This window comes from Bacillus coreaensis (genome assembly GCF_050586445.1).
Lineage (GTDB): Bacteria > Bacillota > Bacilli > Bacillales > Cytobacillaceae > Robertmurraya_A > Robertmurraya_A coreaensis.
Genome location: NZ_JBOCCY010000003.1, coordinates 302,067 through 320,932 on the forward strand (window position 1 = coordinate 302,067; position 18,866 = coordinate 320,932).

Consider the following 18,866-nt stretch of genomic DNA (forward strand, 5'->3'; position numbering starts at 1 on the left):
TATCTCCCATCTAGCGTAATTTCTACTCCATCTATATGGGGAATTTCATCGCAATATGTTTGTTTTTCAATAATAAAGTCAAAACCTGCAAAATTTTTGTCAAAAAAAAGACCCTTTGTCGGGGTCTTACATCCATTTTATCTTTGGTTCTGTTTTATTAATAATTCTCTTGATATTTGCTCGATGACGATAAATAACAAATAAAGAAAGCAGAGAAACAACGATAATTAACAGTGGTTCCTTTGCAATTACTGCATAAATCACTGCTACAATGCTTGCAATGATTGAAGAAAGTGATACGAACTTCGTTATGTATAAGCTAAGCAAGAATACAACGACCATCACAAGAAACATAACTGGAGCACATGCTAAAAGAACTCCACCTGACGTAGCCACCGCTTTACCACCCTTAAAATTAGCAAACACAGGATACATATGCCCAACAACCGCAAACATCCCCGCTATTAAAGGATCAATTTGGCCCTCCACTCCGAAAATAACAGGAAGGGACGAGGCAAGAGTACCTTTTAGGATATCAGCAACGGTAACAATAATCCCTGCTTTTTTCCCTAAAGTACGAAACGTATTGGTTCCACCTAAATTTCCACTTCCATGCTCACGGATGTCAATTCCGTAAAAAGCTTTTCCAACAATTAGCCCTGAGGGGATGGAACCAAGTAGGTAAGAAACAATAACTATTAATGCAATTTCCATCATACAAATACTCCTTCACACTTCATATACCGTCTTATTATTGTACCATGTATTGCTTAAAAAACCATGTACAATTGGTATTTTCCATTATATTCTCGTAACTTTTTTGTTATTCAATCGTCATATTTAGAGGCTAAAATGAACGAATATCGAAACCCTCTTTTCAAAAGAACATCTTTTCGGGTACGATGAAGGTAAGGGAGAGTGAACCATGGCACGTCTAGAAACATATAAGAAAAAACCGATTGTATCAAAAGGATGGATCATCACGGGTCTCATTGCATCAATTCTTGTGATAATCTCTAGTATTCTATTATTCTTTTATCCTTTTGCTTCAAGCGAAAAAACAAGTTACTTCACAGGAGAAAATCCTGTTCTATTTCAAGGGAAACAACAAGGGAATGCCATTATAGAAGGCGAAAGCGTCTATGTATCGTTAGACTTTTTGAAGGAAAATATTGATGACAGCGTCGCGTTTGATGAAAAATCAAATTCAATTATCATTACTACCTCTAATAAAGTGGTACAAATGCCTACAGAGTCTTTAACCTATTTTATTAATGAGAAGGCGGTTGAACTTCAATTTGCCCCTTTAGTAGATGAACAAGGCCAATTATATGTAGCGCTTGACCCAGTCATTCAGTATTATCCTGTAACCTACCGTGTATTAGAAAACTCAAATGCTATCTTGATTGAAAAGGATGGAGATACTCTTCAAAATGCGGTTATTACGAATGAGGATGTGCACGAGGAAAAACTTCGACTGCGTACAGACGCTACCTTACAGTCCCCTTATGTTGCAGACGTTTCAAACGGGGAAAAAATTTGGATTGAGGATGAAAAGGAAGAATTCTATCTGGTGAGAAAAATAGATGGAGTTGCTGGATATATCTCAAAGGACTTAATTGAGGCACAGAAAAAGGAAACCATCGTCGTAGAATATGAAAAAGAAGCTGTAAATGCTCCAACCTTCGAAGGACCAATCAACCTAACATGGGAGGCAGTATATTCGAAAAATCCAGATATCACTATGATCCCTAAAATGAACGGTGTAAACGTTGTTTCTCCAACCTGGTTCGAACTAAAGGACGAAACTGGAAGCATCGGGAACCTTGCTTCTCTCGAGTACACGAATTGGGCAAAGACACAGGGCTATCAAGTTTGGGGACTATTCTCCAACGCGTTTGATCCCGACCTTACTCACGCAGCCTTTAAGGATTATGAGACGAGGCAGAAGATGATTCGAGAGCTCCTACATTACAGTCAGTTATATGAGCTGAATGGAATCAATATTGATATTGAAAATGTAAGAGAAGAAGATGGACCGCTTGTGACACAATTTGTTCGAGAGGCAACACCATACTTTCATGAAGCAGGTTTGATCGTTTCGATGGACATTACGTTTATGGCGGAAGGCAATTGGTCTGCTTTCTATGAACGTGATAAGCTCGCAGAAATTGTCGACTATCTTGCGATTATGGCCTATGACGAGCATTGGGGTTCCTCACCAAAAGCTGGGAGCGTAGCAAGTCTACCATGGGTTGAAACCAACCTTCAAAAGCTCTTGGAAATCGTTCCAAATGAAAAGCTGATTTTAGGTATTCCGCTTTACACAAGACTATGGGAAATCAAAGACAGTGGTGAAGTTTCATCGAAATCAAAAAGCATGGCGCAAATCAAAGAATGGTTAACTACGAATAACTTAGCTCCTATCTATGATGCAGCTACCGGACAAAATTATGCCGAGCTTTATGTTCCCGATCAGGCAACTACCTACAAAGTATGGCTTGAAGATGAACAGTCTCTTACCTCAAGAACGAATTTAGCAGTGAAGTATGATCTTGCCGGAGTAGCCAGCTGGTCTAGATATTTTGGCGATGAAACAGCATGGACCGCTTTACAAACTTTTAACCAGCAAATAGTGAAAAAGTAATGCGAGGCTAGGTGTTTCTCCTAGCCTTTTATCATTCAATTGGCTATGATTAAAGAATGTAAGGGCATACTAAACAAAAATTAAGAGGAGTGAGTTTGATGCCAATCGAGTATCCGAGTCGTGAAGAGTTGGGGCAAATCTTAAAAAAGGCAAAGCGAATCGCTGTTGTTGGAATAAGCAATAATCCAGAACGTACCTCTTACATGGTTTCTGAAGCAATGAAAAATGCTGGGTATGAAATTATTCCAGTTAACCCTACCGTAGATGAAGTGTTTGGTATTAAAGCCGTAGCCAAGTTGACTGATATTGAAGGTCATGTAGACATTGTGAATGTGTTTAGACGATCTGAATTTCTCCCAGAGGTGGCAAGAGAGTTCGATCAAATCGATGCGGATGTATTTTGGGCACAGTTAGGATTAGAAAATGAAGAAGCTTACGAATTTTTAAAAAGCAAAGGCTACACGGTCGTGATGAATCGATGCATTAAAGTAGAACATGCTTTGACAAAATAATTTTTTCTCCTTCACTCTAGTCATTAAGATTAGGGTGTTTTTCTTTTTAACAAAGGCTTTATAAACATTTCTATAATCGAAGAATATTCGTCTAAAATACTTTTCTTTTTAAAATATCCATTTGCCAAATCAAAAGAAATATATACAATAAAGCATAGGTGTCTTAAAAAATGTGATAAAATACGAGATGGGAACACTTGTTCTTTATCATCGTTTCTTAATATTTAAAGGATAATTCACTTGTAAGAACGAATAGGTATAAGACGTTCAGGTCCATTACATAGATAGAGACATGTAGCTGGCACGGAAGGAAAGGGGTATTGTACGTGGCAAAAAATCAAGGAACGTTTGAATACAACGATGATGCCATTCAAGTACTAGAGGGGTTAGATGCGGTTCGAAAACGCCCAGGAATGTACATTGGTAGTACTGATTCACGAGGGCTTCACCATTTGGTGTATGAAATAGTAGATAACTCTGTCGATGAAGCATTAGCAGGTCATGGTGACCATATTATCGTAAAAATACACAAAGATAATTCCATTAGTGTGCAAGACAAAGGGCGTGGTATGCCAACGGGTATGCACAAAATGGGAAAACCCACTCCTGAGGTCATCTTAACTGTCCTTCACGCAGGAGGAAAGTTCGGTCAAGGTGGTTATAAAACAAGTGGTGGGCTACACGGAGTAGGTGCATCGGTTGTAAATGCATTGAGCGAGTGGCTCGTGGTAAAGATAAAGCGAGACGGCTTTGTTTACGAACAGCGTTTTGAAAACGGCGGAAAACCTGTGACTACTTTAGAGAAAGTAGGAAAAACGAATCAAACAGGAACGACGATACACTTTAAGCCGGATTCGTCGATTTTTTCGACGACCACCTACAATTATGAAACATTATGTGAACGCTTGAGAGAATCTGCCTTTCTTCTAAAAGGCATGAAAATAGAAATTATTGACAACCGTAATGATTTCCATGAGATTTTCCATTACGAAAATGGAATTGAGGCGTTTGTTCAATACTTAAACGAGGAAAAAGACGTCTTACATCCAGTCATCAGCTTCGAAGGGTCGAGCGGTGGAATTGAAGTGGATTACGCGTTCCAATTCAACGATGGATATTCGGAAAATGTTCTTTCCTTCGTTAATAATGTTCGTACAAAAGACGGTGGAACCCACGAGGCTGGTGCAAAAACAGCTATGACTCGTGTGTTTAACGAATATGCTCGTAAAATAGGATTGTTAAAGGAAAAGGATAAAAACCTTGACGGAGCAGATATTCGAGAAGGATTTGCAGCGATTATTTCCGTCCGTGTTCCGGAAGAACTTCTTCAATTCGAGGGGCAGACAAAAGGAAAGCTAGGAACAAGTGAAGCACGTTCAGCTGTTGATTCCGTAGTATCTGAGTATTTGTCTTACTTTTTAGAAGAAAATCCAGAGACGAGTACGTTATTGATACGTAAAGCGATTAAAGCGTATCAAGCTCGTGAAGCCGCTCGTAAAGCTAGAGAAGAAGCACGAAGCGGGAAGAAAAGGAAACGCTCTGAGGCTGTTTTATCAGGAAAGTTAACACCTGCCCAATCTAGAAATCCTCAGAAAAATGAGCTTTACTTAGTTGAGGGTGACTCTGCTGGTGGATCTGCTAAACAAGGACGTGACCGTCGTTTCCAAGCGATCCTTCCACTTCGGGGAAAAGTTATTAATACAGAAAAAGCAAAATTACAGGATATCTTTAAGAATGAAGAGATTAATACGATCATCCATGCTATCGGTGGGGGAATTGGAGCAGATTTTAATATTGACGATATCAACTACGATAAAGTTGTCATTATGACGGATGCCGATACCGACGGTGCTCATATTCAAGTTCTTCTCCTTACATTCTTTTACCGTTATATGAAACCACTTCTTGAAGCTGGAAGAATATTCATAGCCCTTCCACCGCTTTATAAAGTAAGTAAAGGAACAGGTAAGAAAGAAATTATTGAGTATGCATGGAGCGACGACGATTTACAATCAGCCATTAAAAAGGTTGGCAAGGGTTATATGATTCAACGTTACAAGGGACTAGGTGAGATGAACGCTGACCAGCTTTGGGATACAACCATGAATCCTGAAACGAGAACATTAATTCGTGTTCGCATAGATGACGCTGCTCGAGCGGAACGTCGTGTGACTACATTAATGGGCGATAAGGTTGAGCCTCGCCGAAAGTGGATTGAAACACATGTAGCCTTCGGTTTAGAAGAAGACGGAAGTATTTTAGAAAATGAAAATATTTCTGTTGCTGAGGAGGTTACTGAATAGTGAGTTTGACGGAAAAATTTCGCGATTTACCACTTGAAGAGGTTATTGGTGATCGCTTCGGAAGATACAGTAAATATATTATTCAAGACCGTGCCTTACCAGACGCAAGGGACGGCCTAAAACCAGTACAAAGACGGATTCTTTATGCGATGCATGTGGAAGGAAACACAAACGATAAAGGTTTCCGTAAATCGGCCAAAACAGTCGGTAACGTAATTGGTAACTATCACCCACATGGAGATTCCTCCGTGTACGATGCCATGGTTCGTATGAGCCAAGACTGGAAGCTACGTAATCTTCTTGTTGAAATGCACGGAAATAACGGAAGTATCGATGGTGACCCACCAGCTGCGATGCGTTATACGGAAGCACGTTTAAGTGCGATTTCTTCTGAGTTATTGCGTGATATTGACAAAAGAACCGTCGATTTCATACCAAACTTTGATGATACAGCCAATGAGCCGACCGTTCTACCAGCAATGTTCCCTAACCTTCTCGTCAATGGTTCTACGGGTATTTCTGCTGGATATGCCACAGAAATACCGCCTCATCATTTGAATGAGATCATCGATGGTGTCTTCATGAGGATGGATCAGCCGAACTGTACGGTCGATGATTTAATGACTGTGATTAAAGGACCTGACTTTCCGACTGGTGGAATCATTCAAGGGGTAGACGGAATAAAAAAGGCTTACGAAACAGGCAAAGGGAAAATCATTGTTCGCGGGAAGGCAGAAATTGAAACGGTACGAGGCGGTAAACAACAAATCGTTATTACTGAGATTCCTTTTGAAGTAAACAAAGCAAACCTTGTGAAAAAGATGGATGAATTCCGCTTAGACCGTAAAATTGAAGGAATGTCTGAGGTTCGTGACGAAACGGACCGTACCGGACTTCGTATCGTGATTGAATTAAAAAAAGAAGCAGATGCTGAAGGTGTACTAAACTATTTATACAAGAACACAGACCTTCAAATTGCTTATAATTTCAACATGGTAGCCATCCATCATCGCCGTCCGACGCTCATGGGACTTACACAGCTTCTGGATGCGTATATTGAGCACCAAAAGGAAGTAGTCACTCGACGTTCCCAATTTGATTTACAGAAGGCGAAAGACCGCCAACATATTGTAGCTGGATTAATGAAAGCATTATCTATCCTAGATGAAGTCATCCAAACGATTCGTGGATCAAAAGATAAGCGTGATGCAAAAGATAACTTGATTATGAAGTTTGGCTTTACCGAAGCACAATCGGAAGCAATCGTTTCTTTACAGCTATATCGCTTAACAAACACAGATATTACGGCTCTTCAAAACGAAGCAGATGAACTTGCTAAGAAAATCGATGAACTAACTGCTATTTTAGAAAGTGAGAGCAAGCTTCTTTCTGTTATTAAAAAAGAGTTAAAAGATGTTCGAAAGCGCTTTGCTGATCAACGTCGCACCATTATTAAAGCGGAGATTGAAGAAATTAAGATCAATCTTGAAGTTATGGTCGCAAGCGAAGATGTGATTGTCACTGTGACGAAGGAAGGCTATATTAAACGTACTAGCCCTAGGTCGTATGCTGCATCGAATGGTCAGGATTTTGGCATGAAGGATTCCGACCAATTACTCGCACAGCTTGATATGAACACAACCGATGTGGTTCTGTTATTTACGAATAAAGGGAATTACTTGTACTGTCCAGTACATGAACTTCCTGATATTCGTTGGAAGGACCTCGGTCAACATATCGCAAATCTTGTTCCAATTGATCGTAACGAAACGATTATAAGGGTACTTCCTGTCAAAGATTTTGAGAAGGAAGCGTTCTTGTTGTTCATTACGAAAAATGGAATGGTGAAGAAAACAGAACTGAAGGCATATAAAGCTCAAAGATATTCGAAACCACTCGTCGCGATTAATGTAAAGGATGACGACGAAGTACTTGATGTTCACGAAACGGACGGTACGAAAGAGTTGCTATTAACCACTCATTTAGGGTACGGGTTACGTTTCGCTGAAGATGAGGTAAGTATCGTTGGTGCTAGAGCTGCAGGTGTGAAGGGAATTAACCTAAAGGATGGCGATTATCTAACAGCTGGAAAAATCGTCGATGATCCCCGTTCTCAAAGCATTGTGATTGTGACCCAGCGCGGAGCCATCAAGAAGATGAAGTTAGATGAATTTGAGATCACTTCACGTGCCAAGCGAGGAGTGGTCATGCTAAGAGAATTAAAGGCAAACCCTCACCGAGTGATCGGTGCAGTCATCGTGAGTGAAGAAGATCAAATCTTTGTAAGTACAGAAAAAGGTCATATCGAGGAAGTACGTGCTTCTGATATAAGACATAATGATCGTTACTCGAACGGATCATTTATTATTGATGAAACCGATGCTGGCAAAGCAAAGACGGTGTGGTCGGTTGCTCAAAAAGAAGCTACAAATGACTAAAACGTTATATAACGAAAAAAATAAGCAAGCTCAGAGAAACTATCTCTGAGCTTGTATTTTTATTTATATTACATTTTAAAAAACTGTAATATATTTTGAACTTGAAAGCCAACTTCTTCATACAACTTGAGTGCATGTGTATTTTTCATTTCTACATCGAGAGATACCGACCGATAGCCTTCTTCAATAAGCATGTTAACTGCTTCATGTAAAGCAGCTCGCCCTATTCCTTTCTTTTGATGTGTGGGACGAACCGCAAGCGCTGTAATAAAGGAATCATCTGCGCGAATAAGATTGATCGTTCCAACCATTTCGCCATTTACATGGATACCGTAAAGTGTCCTACTTGGCTGTGAGAGTGACAATTGAATAATAGCTTCAGCTTCTTTTACTTCATCATCAAAACTCTCCATTATTACTTCACGATAGTCATTGTGACGACTAGAATGATACTCAACTAGCTCAATTGGAACAGCGGGTTTCTTTCCACTTAATTGAGAAACCATTAATTGTGCTTCACACAACTCATAATTTGCCCCCAACTCCAATAAAGCATTTTTCTCATGTGTTGCTCTTTGATCGATTACAGCAGTGATGGTGGTAGGGAAGAGTGATAGTAAGTCTTCGTGGACTTTACTAATCAAATTTCTTGCCGTTTGTTGATTACTAGCAGCAAAACCAATCTCATAATCTTTTGTTTTTAATATATCAACCACCGACGCAGCAGCTGTCATTTTATCCCCTTCATACATGATATATATGTAATCTGGAGAACCGTCTTCCTCCTCAATCACAGAAGTGAGATTCATCGGTACTTCTATGTTTATACCACGCACATTTTGTTGCTGAAATATCCATAGTGATAAATGCTCATAAATCTCATTTGAAAAGGGGGGAGTGAACTTTTTCAGCATATATCTCTTCCTTTCTAGGAATCTTACCTAATTTTAACAAAAGGACAAAAAGGTGAATAGGTAGTTATCATTGAATATATTTATTATGTTACAAGTAATATTGCGGAGGAGGAAATCAAATGAAAACGGCTTTAGTATTTGGGGGAACTAGATTTTTCGGAGTAAATTTAGTTCAAGAGTTGCTAAACAAAGGGGTAAAAGTTACGGTCGCAACAAGACAAAACAGTGAGATTCCGTTTGGGAATAAGGTTGAAACGCTCAAGCTTGACCGATTTGATTTAGATTCTGTGAAGGAAGCTGTAAGTGGGAGAACTTGGGATGTTGTATTTGATCAGATTTGCTTTAACGCTAGAGATGCGAGAATTGCCATTCAGACACTAACAGACAAAATTCATACCTACATTTTCACTTCCACGATGTCAGTTTATGACTATGCTGAAAATGTGATAGAAGCAGAGTTTTATCCATATTCCTATCCGATTTCTGACACTCTTCCAGACAAAGTAACCTTCAGGAAGGAAAACGGCAGGCGGAGGCGGTATTTTTCCAAGAGGCAGCTTTTCCTGTGATTGCTGTTAGAATTCCCATTGTTCTCGGAGAGCATGATTACACAGAACGATTACTTCTACATATTAACCGAGCAAAGGAAGGGGGCGTGATCGGATTTCCGAACGTACAAGCCAAAATGGGTTTCATTCATCAAAAAGAGGCCGGCAACTTTCTTGTCTGGATAAGTGAGCAAAACTTCTCTGGCCCCATCAATGCCTGTGCAAACAACGAGATATCAATGGCAGATTTGATGGCACTTATAGAAGGAGAGGTTGGCAAGAAGGCTATTCTCCCAAATACTTTTGACCCGTCTAAACACTCACCCTACGGTATTGAAAACAACTGGAATATGAGCAACGCTAAGGCTATTGAGCTTGGGTATCGTTTTAGTAATCTATCTGATTGGTTACCCGGTCTTATTAAGCATTTAGCAAACTAATTTTTTGTTAAATTTGTTTTTTCTACATCTTTTTTCCACTTATGGGCAAAATAAAATACTGATATTTGCTCAGGGAGGAATTTTAAATGAAGAAAGAGCTATTGTTTGCTTTTGCTGCCTTCTTTTTTATGTCACTGTCCGCGATTACAGGCGTATATGCAGTCGAGGAAGCCAACATGCTTGATAGCGTCATCGTCAAAGAACAAATGGATGTTACCGGAGATGGAAAACTTGATACGATATATGTGAAGGGTGAGCCCTTTGAGGAAGGAGCAATCTTTTTACGTTCCATAACCTTGGAAATTCTTTCGGCAACTGGAAAGAGCCATAAAATCAATCTCGAAGGTGGGTACGAACCACGAATAGACTTTAAAGATCTGAACAATGATGGCGTAAAAGACTTATTCCTTTCTGTTAACACGGGAGGAAGTGGCGGATTATCAAATCATTATTTATATACAGCAAAGAATGATCAGTTAACAGATATAACCGTCCCTGAACCACTCGTTATTCAAACGGCTTTTCTAAATGGATATAAAGCCAATATGACTATAGAAAATACCAATGAGTCGTATCAGTTTGACTTAAGAAATAGAGCAAAAGATTACGAAAGACTCGGATTATATCATAACGGTAAATTAAATGAACCTGCAGAACTCATGGTCCTTCCGTTTGGAACACTAAAGCCCGTTAAAGTGGCTGGAAATCAAACGGGCTTAAAAGGTTCACAACGAATTAGCGGTGCCTACAATGCGGATTCGATTGCGTATGTGGAGTCATCTTGGATGTATGATAACGGAAAATGGAAGCTCCTTGATACGAATGTTATGGAGTTACGTCGGAATACAACGAAGAAGAAAAAATAGGCTGTTGTCACATTTAACATTCCATCACATAAAATACAGTAGTAAATATTATTTCATCATCCAGGGGAGTGAAGCTTACATGAGTAAGTTTGATCCATCTTTGTTAAATGTGACATACTTTCCACCAGCAACACCCTATAAACCTGTAGATGAGAGAAAATATACCTTAACGCACTCAGACGTAACAGGTGAGCTATTTTTAACTATTGGATTTTGCTACGATTTAGATGCCATAAATAACAAATTTCGAGATGAAGTGTTGGCAGAGTGGAAACCTGTCATGGGTCAATACACATTATTAGGGAAAGTGTATGTTAGTAACGGAGAATTTGACGAAAATTATGCAATGATTCGCTTTCACATTTTCCAAAAAGAGCTACCATTAGCTCTAACAGCAATGGTATATGGTGACCAAAAATTCTATCAAAATTATCCATGGTTATTAGACTCACCAATATATATACAATTCGAGTCTTCCTACCCACAATATAACCAATACATGTACTTCGGCACTCCTAGATATTATTTAACAACCGCCCTACAACAGCGAGTTGTTTAACCGTCAAACCTGACATTCTGTTAGGTTTTTTGTTTTGGGAAGGACTTTTCACTCGTTAATTGATATCGACTTATATACAAAAACAGAAAGTGGGGTAGACCTATTCGCAAAAATCTTTGAAAAGTACGCCCATCAGGTAAAAAGCAAGCACTCTATCGAAGATATAAATTGGAAATCCTATTTAGAGGAACCAACATTCACGCAAACGTTCCCATGGGGCTTTTCTTGGAAAAAAGGGAAGTGGATGATTAATGGGACTGAGGTAGAGGCTGTACATATCATGAACTCGGCTCGGATACCTGATTCAAAGGAAGGAGAAGGAATTTGGGAAGGTGGCCAATACATATGGGAACTGGCAAAACCGATAACTTTAAATGATTTTACATTTCAAACGGTACCATTAGAAATTCAGTTAGAGTCAAACTTACGCAGAGAGCGAACCGATCAGGTAGCAGCCATCATACAGGCACTAAATCGGAATGGCATCAATCACGTATTATTAAAGCAAGCAATATCAATAAACCACTATGAGCAAGTGAAAAATCAATTGAATCTATAACATCTGTATGAAATGCTTAGTCATTTTTGACTGAGCGTTTTTTTTTGAAGAGATAAGTTGCATATAATCATATTATGTAAACTAAATTAATAATATTGAGATCTGGATATAAACTAATGATCACTAGTAGATACCAAACAGTTTGAATTAGCTGTGACACAGTTTAAAATACAACAGTGGTCTCTGATAAAAATCAACAAACCGTCTCACTATTTTAAGTATACTTAGCTATTGAGACCTCTTCCGTCTCTCTTCAAAGAACTGTGTATAATAGATATTATGTAAACTAGAAACGAACTCAAACAGAACGATAAAGAACCCCTCTACTTTTCTTGTCCGTTGAAGAGAATTACCCTACATAATCAAAATTTAAGTAATTGTACTCAAATAAAAAATACTTTTTATTTATCTCCATAATTAATTAGAAAAAGAATCCACCTACATAATATCCTGTGAAGTGAATTCTCCTACATAATAACCAGAAAAATGAAGTGAATTTACCTACATACAGTAGTAATAATCCAGTGATTTTATTATTCCCGGGGCATTTTTAGTTTATTAATTGCAATTTTTAGATCTTCATTTTTAATATGAGTATATATCATAGTAGTTTCAATAGAAGAATGACCTAACTGTCTTCTTAGCTTTGGTACATCATTGATTTCAGAATGATACCTTGTAGCAAAGGAATGTCTCAGTTTGTGTACTGATAGAGATGGTTTTCCAAATGCTTTCGCATATTTTTCAATTAATTTCTCGATTGCTCTGGCTGATAGCCTTCTGGTTGTTCCTTTAGGGCCCATAGGAGCTGGAACAAATAGAGCCTTATTATCTTTAGGGACATTGTATTTACTTGCTCTAACGCTTAGATAGGCTTCTAAATCCAGTTGAGCCTGCTCACTGAAATAAACGTACTGCTCTTTATTCCCCTTTCTAATCACTCTTACGGATGACTTAGAGAAGTTAATATCCTCGATATTTAGCCATACTAACTCCGTTAATCTTAACCCTGAACCCAAGAACAGTGATACAATGGCTGTATTTCTCTCTTTATTTAACTCGTGAAATCTTACTATATGTTTATTAGAACTGTTCTGAACACCATACTCATGGGCTACAAAGCTTCTAAATCGCTCGTATTCATCGCCCATTAAGATTTTTCCTTCCATTCGGTTTGCTACCGTCTCAGGATTCTCGGACACATCATTAAATTCAATTTTAGCCATGACATTTCTCTTAATATAAGGCTCTAATTGATCTGTCTCCGCTATATTTTGCAAGTAATTAAATAACGACTTTAAAGATGATAATTTACGATTAATGGTGATTTCTCGATTGTTCAATTGAAACTTTAGGAAACTTAAAAAGTCTTCAACTTGCTGTACGGTTAGTGTTTCAAAAAGTGATAAAGGAATTTCTTTCATGTCTTCCTTATGAAAACCTTCAGAGATAAACCAACCAAAGAAGATCTTAAAGTCATGACAATAATTTAATAAAGTACCAGGAGATAATTTTCGCTTTTTCTTATCTATGTATTCTTCTACGTACCAAGGTAATTCTTTTAGTATAGAATCGAGTTTTTGATAATTTGCTTGTTGAGTATTATTTCTCAAATCCAGCCACCTCCTTCTTTTTATAACATTATATTACATCAAATTCATATTTTACGTAATAATATGACTCTGCCTGCTTATTTCTTTTGGCAAATTTCAATAACAGTTTGTTTTTTTGATAACCAATAACTGCTTCTATCTTTTCCTCTATCTTAAATTTAGCCATATAAAAATGCACCTCCAATTGTTAGCTGTGTGTCTAACAATTGGGTTGCAGTTCAATAATCGATACTGTTTTTTTGTATTGTTAAATATATTTTAGTTTACATTTAAAGAGTTGATCCTATCCTGCCTCTTAATTTCTCTAAGCACTTCCTCTATAACATTAGACTCATTACGATATTCATCGAGTATCACTTTCTTTTTACAGTTTGTACATCTATACCCTTTTCTCAGTTCTGTTTCATCATTATCTGAATCCACGTTAGCTCGAATACCTGGTGGAATATAATAAGGTTCTTCCCACTTCAGTTCCCCAAAGCACTTTTCATCAAAACAACAAGGTTCAGGATTGCTATTATATCCACCCCACTCATAATTAGGTTGAAATAACCATCTTACTCCCAGGTGTATAAATTCAATAGGCTGATGTCCGTAGCTTTGGTTGTAGTGAACAACATTGTCTTTTCTCTTAATATAAAAACTAATGACTGTAAATGTAATTAAAAAAATAATGCCTCCTACAACTAAAGAAGGAATTGTTAATTTAAATTCCTCGTGCTTTGAATAGAACCATTCGAACGGAACAGTCCCTTTCGTTACAAATTCAGCAACAAGAGTACCAATTGCACCTGAAATTACTCCTGTAATTATTGCAGTGATTATTGCAGCATTTTTCATATGATATCCCCTCCCCTTATAAGGAAGCTTTTTTACTATCTTTACTTCACTAAATTTTTTGTATAAACCCATCCAATTACTTCTTCATCTTGAAGGTTTTTATAAACTATCATAGAGCAATTTTTATGTTTAAGACAACTAAAACAGGTTTATTAGGACCTATAGTGTCTATCCTAGGACTTCTGCGTTAATTTGAAAAATAAACTGGACTCACCCTACTTGTAACCCGAATAGCGCCGACTATCTGACTGGTTAAGTCGTAATCAATCATAATTTTATTCTTTATTTCTGTTGCATTTTGTTTAGGTGTTCCCTCATCAAAAGGAGTATCTTCTAAAACTTTATTTTTAAGAATTTCCTATACAGCAGGACTATAAAAAAGACATATACAATGAACATAGACCTAATAATAAAATCCAAGAATGGTTGTTTCTTTTGGAAATTTACGGGGTAATCATTAACCTTAACAGCTAATTCATTTAGTTTTTTCCAAAGAGTTAACGGATCTTTAACCTTAAAAACTGCTTCAGCTTTTTGATTTACTTCAGTACTCATAGAAGCAATTTCATGAGTGGTTAGTTGAGCATTATCCTCTAGCGTCATATTTTCAGTTAATTTGACAACATGATTATAAAAATCTAAACGTATACTCTCATCTAGAGTATAGTTATTGAAAAGTTTTAGCCAAAACTCACTATTGATATCAGAGTTTAAATTAGTGATTACGTTGTTATAAAGTAATTTCGATATACCTTTTAAAAGTATTATTAAAGCTTGCATCATATAGTTTTTTATAATCATGTTGACTGAACGAATTAGCAAAAACCTTACTAATTCCCATATAAAAGGTCTTTTGAATTGATTTGAAATAAGGTTCTACATCAATGTTCATTGACCAATTCGGAATTTCACTTAAACCATCAGCTCTAATTGATAGTAAAGAATCCAATACACTATTATCTAATTTAATATTTGAAAATAAACTAAAACTAGTCAAAAAATCTCTTTCCAGGTATGTCTTCTCTTAATCTATCATTTTACCATAATATAAAATATAGAACGTGGGAAACAAAAAACTCAAAAATACCCTAAATTAATCAGTCGCATTTAAGGTCCTATGATTGGTTATATTAAAACTGAGGTGATATAAATGCCAGATGAACAAGAAACAAAATTGGATTGGCAAAAAGTAATGGAAGTTGGCGCTGAGTCACTTGCTGGGGGTATAGCGACTGCTCTCATTGGACAAATGTTAGGTGAACGGGAACAAAATGATACTCAAGCTATCGTTACAAAAGCTGTTGAAGAAATTTGTACCCGTTTAACAAAAGTAATTGATAATGCATTTATGCAAGAATACATAGCTGATACGAACAGTATTGCAAGCAGATTATTAACATATAGGGAGACAAATGATGTAAGTATATTGGATGAAATATATGCTGAATCGTCAAATATTGTTGAACGACTAAGAAGATTTGACAATATAGAAAGTATTACTGCATTGAACTATATTAGCACACTTCATCTTACTTGTATTAAAGCATTAGCTGAACATAATCCAGGTTATAACGAAACTCTAAAAAGAGTTGGAGCTGAGTTTGCTGAAAGATCCAGACCAACAGCTAATAGATTGATTGAACATACAGCAGCGAGTACAGGTAACGTATTTCCAGTAAATTTTATTCATAGTAATAGTTATTCAATAGGATATAGGATAGATGCTTTCAATGAGGATCGCCCTAAAATAACCTTCCATACAACCTACAAGGATAATTGGGTTCCTTCAGATTCTAAGGAATCGAATAAATGGATAACATCAGAACCAATTCCAATCAACAAGTCTTTAGTCAGTATGAGAGAATTCGGTAGTATGACACGCACATTAACTGAACAAGCAAAAGAGGATAAAACACTTCTAGAGGAAGTACGGAAGTTTAATGAATATGCAAAACAAATTAGGCAACAACATCTTGATTTACGGTTAAATGTAGCAAATGGAATGAAAGACAGTATTCTTCGTGCTTGTGATGCATGGAGTGCACTTCAGTAAATATAAAAGCCCCTATATTAAGGGGCTTCAACTCTTTAGAAACGATGACCACATGACCACATACTCTTACTGGCTTCTTACTGCCAATCATTCCTCCAACTAAACCAACAGGGCCGAATGCAACAGCTCCAATTATTCCTTTGGTAACACTATAACCCTTCTGGGCATCAAATAGCCTTGTTGATTTACATTTAGGACATCTTGGCTCATTATTACTTGCCAAACCGCCGTAAAATGGCATGGGTCTTGGTTGATAGTACGATTGATTTAATCGTCTTTGCTCTTCTTGCTTCCTCTTCCATTCCTCTTCTCATCTCTTTTTTTCTTTCTCTCCGTTTTGGTGAATAGCAAGCTTCTTTTCCTGATATCCCTTCTCCTCTTTTGCTCTTTCTTTTTTATAATTTATCCTCTTTTCAAGTTCAATTTTCTTATTGCTTATATTCTCTTCAAGTTTAGTTTTTGCAACTTCAAATAGTTCTCCTCTTTTACTCTCAATCATCTTGTAAACAGTATGTAATTGTTCTGGAGGATACTTTCCACTTGCAACTTGGTTAGCCGATTCAATACTGTTATCAATCTTTTTATTTAAACCTGCTAGAACTTTAATGTATTCATTCTCAATCTCGGCCACAGACTAAAAACCTCATTTACTTATGATACGGTTCACCGTTACTCATCAAACGGTAAACTTCAAAATACACTTCAGATTTAGTTTCCCCAAAACTGTATTTGCGAAATACCAGTATATTTCTTGCATAAATAAAAATCTTCAATATAAAAAGGATACATAACACATGCATCCTTTTTATATTGAAGGTCTCTTGACCTTTAACTAAGGCTACCCGTTAAGTACAATATTTCACAATATCCATAGCGAATTTAAGAAAGGTAATTATTCTCTTATAATAGCAAAATAAATCTATTACATATTATCGTTGTACTGTGCAATAGTGCTGCTTTCCATTAACAATACTATTATTAGAAAAATCTTAGTGACATCATCAATGTCACTAAGATTTAGTATTTAAATACACCACAGGGTCAACTTATATATTATTTTTCTAAGTAACCCTGGTGTTATTTATGAAAACATCAATGAGCCGAATATCTCTCCTCGTGATTAACTACGCGGCGAATGAAAAATGCTAAAATCAAGCCAATTAATGCTATGATCATCGTGAACCAAAACACGTTTTGTGATCCTGCTGTCATTGCTTTTGCTATTTCGTTCAGCCTAGTCGGATCTGAGGAGCCGTGCAAGTATTTCTCCATACCACCCGTAAGGATGCTGACTGCTACAGCAATTCCAATCGCGCCTGCCACCTGCTGCAGTGTGTTTAAGACTGCCGTGCCGTGCGGGTATAACTCCGGCGGCAATTGATTTAGCCCGTTCGTTTGAGCTGGCATCCATACCATACCTACCCCAACCATGAGTCCGATATGCAATGCCACGATAAATGCCACTGAAGAAGCAGGAGATAGTGTAGTAAAGAACCATAACATGACTGAAACAATCACGAGTCCGGGAATAACTAGCCATTTTGGTCCATATTTATCGAATAAATGCCCCATTCGCGGGGAGAGGATACCGTTCAAAGCGCTACCCGGCAATAGCATGAGTCCCGCAGTAAACACAGACAACCCTGCACCTGTCTGTAGAAACATCGGCAGAATAATCATACTCGACATAATAATCATCATACATGACAGTACCAGAAGCAGCCCAACGACATACATCGGATACTTGAAAACGCTCAGGTTCATCATTGGATCATTCATTAAGATTTGACGCAGTACGAACAGCACTAGCGCGACAAGCCCAACAATGATTGAAGTGAGCACAACTACACTCCCCCATCCTTCAGATCCTTCGCCTGCTTTACTGAAACCGAAGACAACTCCTCCAAAGCCAATTGTTGACAAAGCGACAGACAACAGATCTATCCGAGGCTTCGTTACATCGGTGACATTTTCCAAATACTTCAGTCCTATCAACATCCCTATAATCAGGAACGGAAGCGAGAACCAGAAGATATAATGCCATGAAAAATACTCAATTAATAGACCGCCTATGGTCGGTCCGGTAGCTGGAGCAAACATGATAACAAGTCCCACGAACCCCATTGCCGCACCCCGCTTTTCAGGCGGATATATGACAAGGATTGTATTAAACAAGAGTGGAAGTAACAAGCCCATGCCTACTGCCTGTAAAACTCGAGCGAACATTAACATTTCAAAATTGATAGCAATCGCTGCGAACAATGTACCAACGATTAAGCTGAAGAGCGAACCTGTGAACATCTGCCTTGTTGTAAACATCTGCAGCAACAACCCGCTCATTGGCATTAAAATCCCAAGAGTCAACAAGAACCCAGTTGTTAACCATTGTGCGGTTGCAGCCGAAATTTGGAATACTTCCATTAAATTAGTCATTGCAATATTGAGGGCAGTTTCGCTGAACATGCCGACGAAACCGCAGATAAGTAGCGATGCCATAATGGCACGCGTATTGTATTGATTCTTCATTTTTATGTCTCCTTGTAAATCACTTAATTAAAAATAGTTTATTTTTTA

General features: G+C 37.6%; 18 protein-coding genes. 10 read left to right on the plus strand and 8 right to left on the minus strand.

Annotated elements, in window-relative coordinates:
* Positions 1-126: 126 nt before the first annotated feature.
* Positions 127-714 (minus strand): glycerol-3-phosphate 1-O-acyltransferase PlsY, encoded by a 588-nt coding sequence (plsY, locus tag ACQ5H4_RS07525; protein WP_430774331.1) that lies wholly within the window; start codon positions 712-714, stop codon positions 127-129.
* Between the two features lie 211 nt (positions 715-925).
* Between plsY and ACQ5H4_RS07530 the strand changes: the two genes are divergently transcribed.
* The 4 genes from ACQ5H4_RS07530 (at position 926) to parC (ending at position 7,900) form a co-directional block, all read left to right on the plus strand.
* Positions 926-2,647 (plus strand): glycosyl hydrolase family 18 protein, encoded by a 1,722-nt coding sequence (locus ACQ5H4_RS07530; RefSeq protein ID WP_430774332.1) that lies wholly within the window; start codon positions 926-928, stop codon positions 2,645-2,647.
* A 98-nt stretch (positions 2,648-2,745) separates the two neighbouring features.
* On the plus strand, positions 2,746-3,159 hold the full coding sequence (locus ACQ5H4_RS07535; RefSeq protein ID WP_119708504.1) for a CoA-binding protein: 414 nt from the start codon (positions 2,746-2,748) through the stop codon (positions 3,157-3,159).
* 326 nt (positions 3,160-3,485) lie between these two features.
* A complete protein-coding gene (parE, locus tag ACQ5H4_RS07540; protein ID WP_430774333.1) occupies positions 3,486-5,462 on the plus strand; it encodes a DNA topoisomerase IV subunit B in 1,977 nt (658 codons plus the stop codon).
* Complete coding sequence (gene parC, locus ACQ5H4_RS07545) at positions 5,462-7,900, plus strand: DNA topoisomerase IV subunit A (protein WP_430774334.1); 2,439 nt, start codon at positions 5,462-5,464, stop codon at positions 7,898-7,900. Before parE ends, parC begins: the two co-directional genes overlap by 1 nt.
* A 68-nt stretch (positions 7,901-7,968) precedes the next feature.
* Here parC and ACQ5H4_RS07550 read toward each other — a convergent pair whose 3' ends face one another.
* Positions 7,969-8,814: a GNAT family N-acetyltransferase gene (locus ACQ5H4_RS07550; protein ID WP_430774335.1), complete on the minus strand. Its 846-nt coding sequence runs from the start codon at positions 8,812-8,814 to the stop codon at positions 7,969-7,971.
* A 119-nt stretch (positions 8,815-8,933) separates the two neighbouring features.
* Between ACQ5H4_RS07550 and ACQ5H4_RS07555 the strand changes: the two genes are divergently transcribed.
* From ACQ5H4_RS07555 to ACQ5H4_RS07575, 5 genes are all read left to right on the plus strand, one after another.
* Positions 8,934-9,383, plus strand: a complete 450-nt coding sequence (locus ACQ5H4_RS07555) for an NAD-dependent epimerase/dehydratase family protein (RefSeq protein ID WP_430774336.1) — start codon at positions 8,934-8,936, stop codon at positions 9,381-9,383.
* Complete coding sequence (locus ACQ5H4_RS07560; protein ID WP_430774337.1) at positions 9,380-9,802, plus strand: Rossmann-fold NAD(P)-binding domain-containing protein; 423 nt, start codon at positions 9,380-9,382, stop codon at positions 9,800-9,802. Before ACQ5H4_RS07555 ends, ACQ5H4_RS07560 begins: the two co-directional genes overlap by 4 nt.
* A gap of 86 nt (positions 9,803-9,888) precedes the next feature.
* Entirely contained in the window at positions 9,889-10,668 is a 780-nt protein-coding gene (locus tag ACQ5H4_RS07565) for a hypothetical protein (RefSeq protein ID WP_430774338.1), read from the plus strand.
* 79 nt (positions 10,669-10,747) lie between these two features.
* On the plus strand, positions 10,748-11,227 hold the full coding sequence (locus ACQ5H4_RS07570; RefSeq protein ID WP_430774339.1) for a staygreen family protein: 480 nt from the start codon (positions 10,748-10,750) through the stop codon (positions 11,225-11,227).
* 34 nt (positions 11,228-11,261) lie between these two features.
* A complete protein-coding gene (locus ACQ5H4_RS07575; protein ID WP_430774340.1) occupies positions 11,262-11,786 on the plus strand; it encodes a hypothetical protein in 525 nt (174 codons plus the stop codon).
* A gap of 533 nt (positions 11,787-12,319) precedes the next feature.
* On the opposite strand, the gene xerS is transcribed toward ACQ5H4_RS07575, so the two are convergent.
* The 4 genes from xerS to ACQ5H4_RS07595 all read right to left on the minus strand — a co-directional run bounded on the left by xerS (position 12,320) and on the right by ACQ5H4_RS07595 (position 15,061).
* Positions 12,320-13,399: a tyrosine recombinase XerS gene (xerS, locus tag ACQ5H4_RS07580; protein WP_430774341.1), complete on the minus strand. Its 1,080-nt coding sequence runs from the start codon at positions 13,397-13,399 to the stop codon at positions 12,320-12,322.
* A 28-nt stretch (positions 13,400-13,427) separates the two neighbouring features.
* Entirely contained in the window at positions 13,428-13,565 is a 138-nt protein-coding gene (locus tag ACQ5H4_RS07585; RefSeq protein WP_430774342.1) for a hypothetical protein, read from the minus strand.
* Between the two features lie 92 nt (positions 13,566-13,657).
* Entirely contained in the window at positions 13,658-14,239 is a 582-nt protein-coding gene (locus ACQ5H4_RS07590; RefSeq protein ID WP_430774343.1) for a hypothetical protein, read from the minus strand.
* Positions 14,240-14,572: 333 nt separating this feature from the next.
* Positions 14,573-15,061: a hypothetical protein gene (locus tag ACQ5H4_RS07595; protein ID WP_430774344.1), complete on the minus strand. Its 489-nt coding sequence runs from the start codon at positions 15,059-15,061 to the stop codon at positions 14,573-14,575.
* 328 nt (positions 15,062-15,389) lie between these two features.
* Here ACQ5H4_RS07595 and ACQ5H4_RS07600 point away from each other — a divergent pair, with 328 nt between their 5' ends.
* Positions 15,390-16,292 (plus strand): hypothetical protein, encoded by a 903-nt coding sequence (locus ACQ5H4_RS07600; RefSeq protein WP_430774345.1) that lies wholly within the window; start codon positions 15,390-15,392, stop codon positions 16,290-16,292.
* A 310-nt stretch (positions 16,293-16,602) separates the two neighbouring features.
* On the opposite strand, the gene ACQ5H4_RS07605 is transcribed toward ACQ5H4_RS07600, so the two are convergent.
* Both ACQ5H4_RS07605 and ACQ5H4_RS07610 read right to left on the minus strand, forming a co-directional pair.
* Positions 16,603-16,923 (minus strand): hypothetical protein, encoded by a 321-nt coding sequence (locus ACQ5H4_RS07605; RefSeq protein ID WP_430774346.1) that lies wholly within the window; start codon positions 16,921-16,923, stop codon positions 16,603-16,605.
* 461 nt (positions 16,924-17,384) lie between these two features.
* Entirely contained in the window at positions 17,385-18,818 is a 1,434-nt protein-coding gene (locus ACQ5H4_RS07610) for a DHA2 family efflux MFS transporter permease subunit (RefSeq protein WP_430774347.1), read from the minus strand.
* Positions 18,819-18,866: the final 48 nt, after the last annotated feature.

Coding starts and splice junctions, on each gene's coding strand:
- ACQ5H4_RS07530 (WP_430774332.1), top strand. CDS start 926: ATGGCACGTCTAGAAACATATAAGAAAAAACCGATTGTATCAAAAGGA.
- plsY (WP_430774331.1), bottom strand. CDS start 714: ATGGAAATTGCATTAATAGTTATTGTTTCTTACCTACTTGGTTCCATC.
- ACQ5H4_RS07565 (WP_430774338.1), top strand. CDS start 9,889: ATGAAGAAAGAGCTATTGTTTGCTTTTGCTGCCTTCTTTTTTATGTCA.
- ACQ5H4_RS07555 (WP_430774336.1), top strand. CDS start 8,934: ATGAAAACGGCTTTAGTATTTGGGGGAACTAGATTTTTCGGAGTAAAT.
- ACQ5H4_RS07570 (WP_430774339.1), top strand. CDS start 10,748: ATGAGTAAGTTTGATCCATCTTTGTTAAATGTGACATACTTTCCACCA.
- ACQ5H4_RS07600 (WP_430774345.1), top strand. CDS start 15,390: ATGCCAGATGAACAAGAAACAAAATTGGATTGGCAAAAAGTAATGGAA.
- ACQ5H4_RS07535 (WP_119708504.1), top strand. CDS start 2,746: ATGCCAATCGAGTATCCGAGTCGTGAAGAGTTGGGGCAAATCTTAAAA.
- ACQ5H4_RS07550 (WP_430774335.1), bottom strand. CDS start 8,814: ATGCTGAAAAAGTTCACTCCCCCCTTTTCAAATGAGATTTATGAGCAT.
- ACQ5H4_RS07610 (WP_430774347.1), bottom strand. CDS start 18,818: ATGAAGAATCAATACAATACGCGTGCCATTATGGCATCGCTACTTATC.
- ACQ5H4_RS07590 (WP_430774343.1), bottom strand. CDS start 14,239: ATGAAAAATGCTGCAATAATCACTGCAATAATTACAGGAGTAATTTCA.
- ACQ5H4_RS07585 (WP_430774342.1), bottom strand. CDS start 13,565: ATGGCTAAATTTAAGATAGAGGAAAAGATAGAAGCAGTTATTGGTTAT.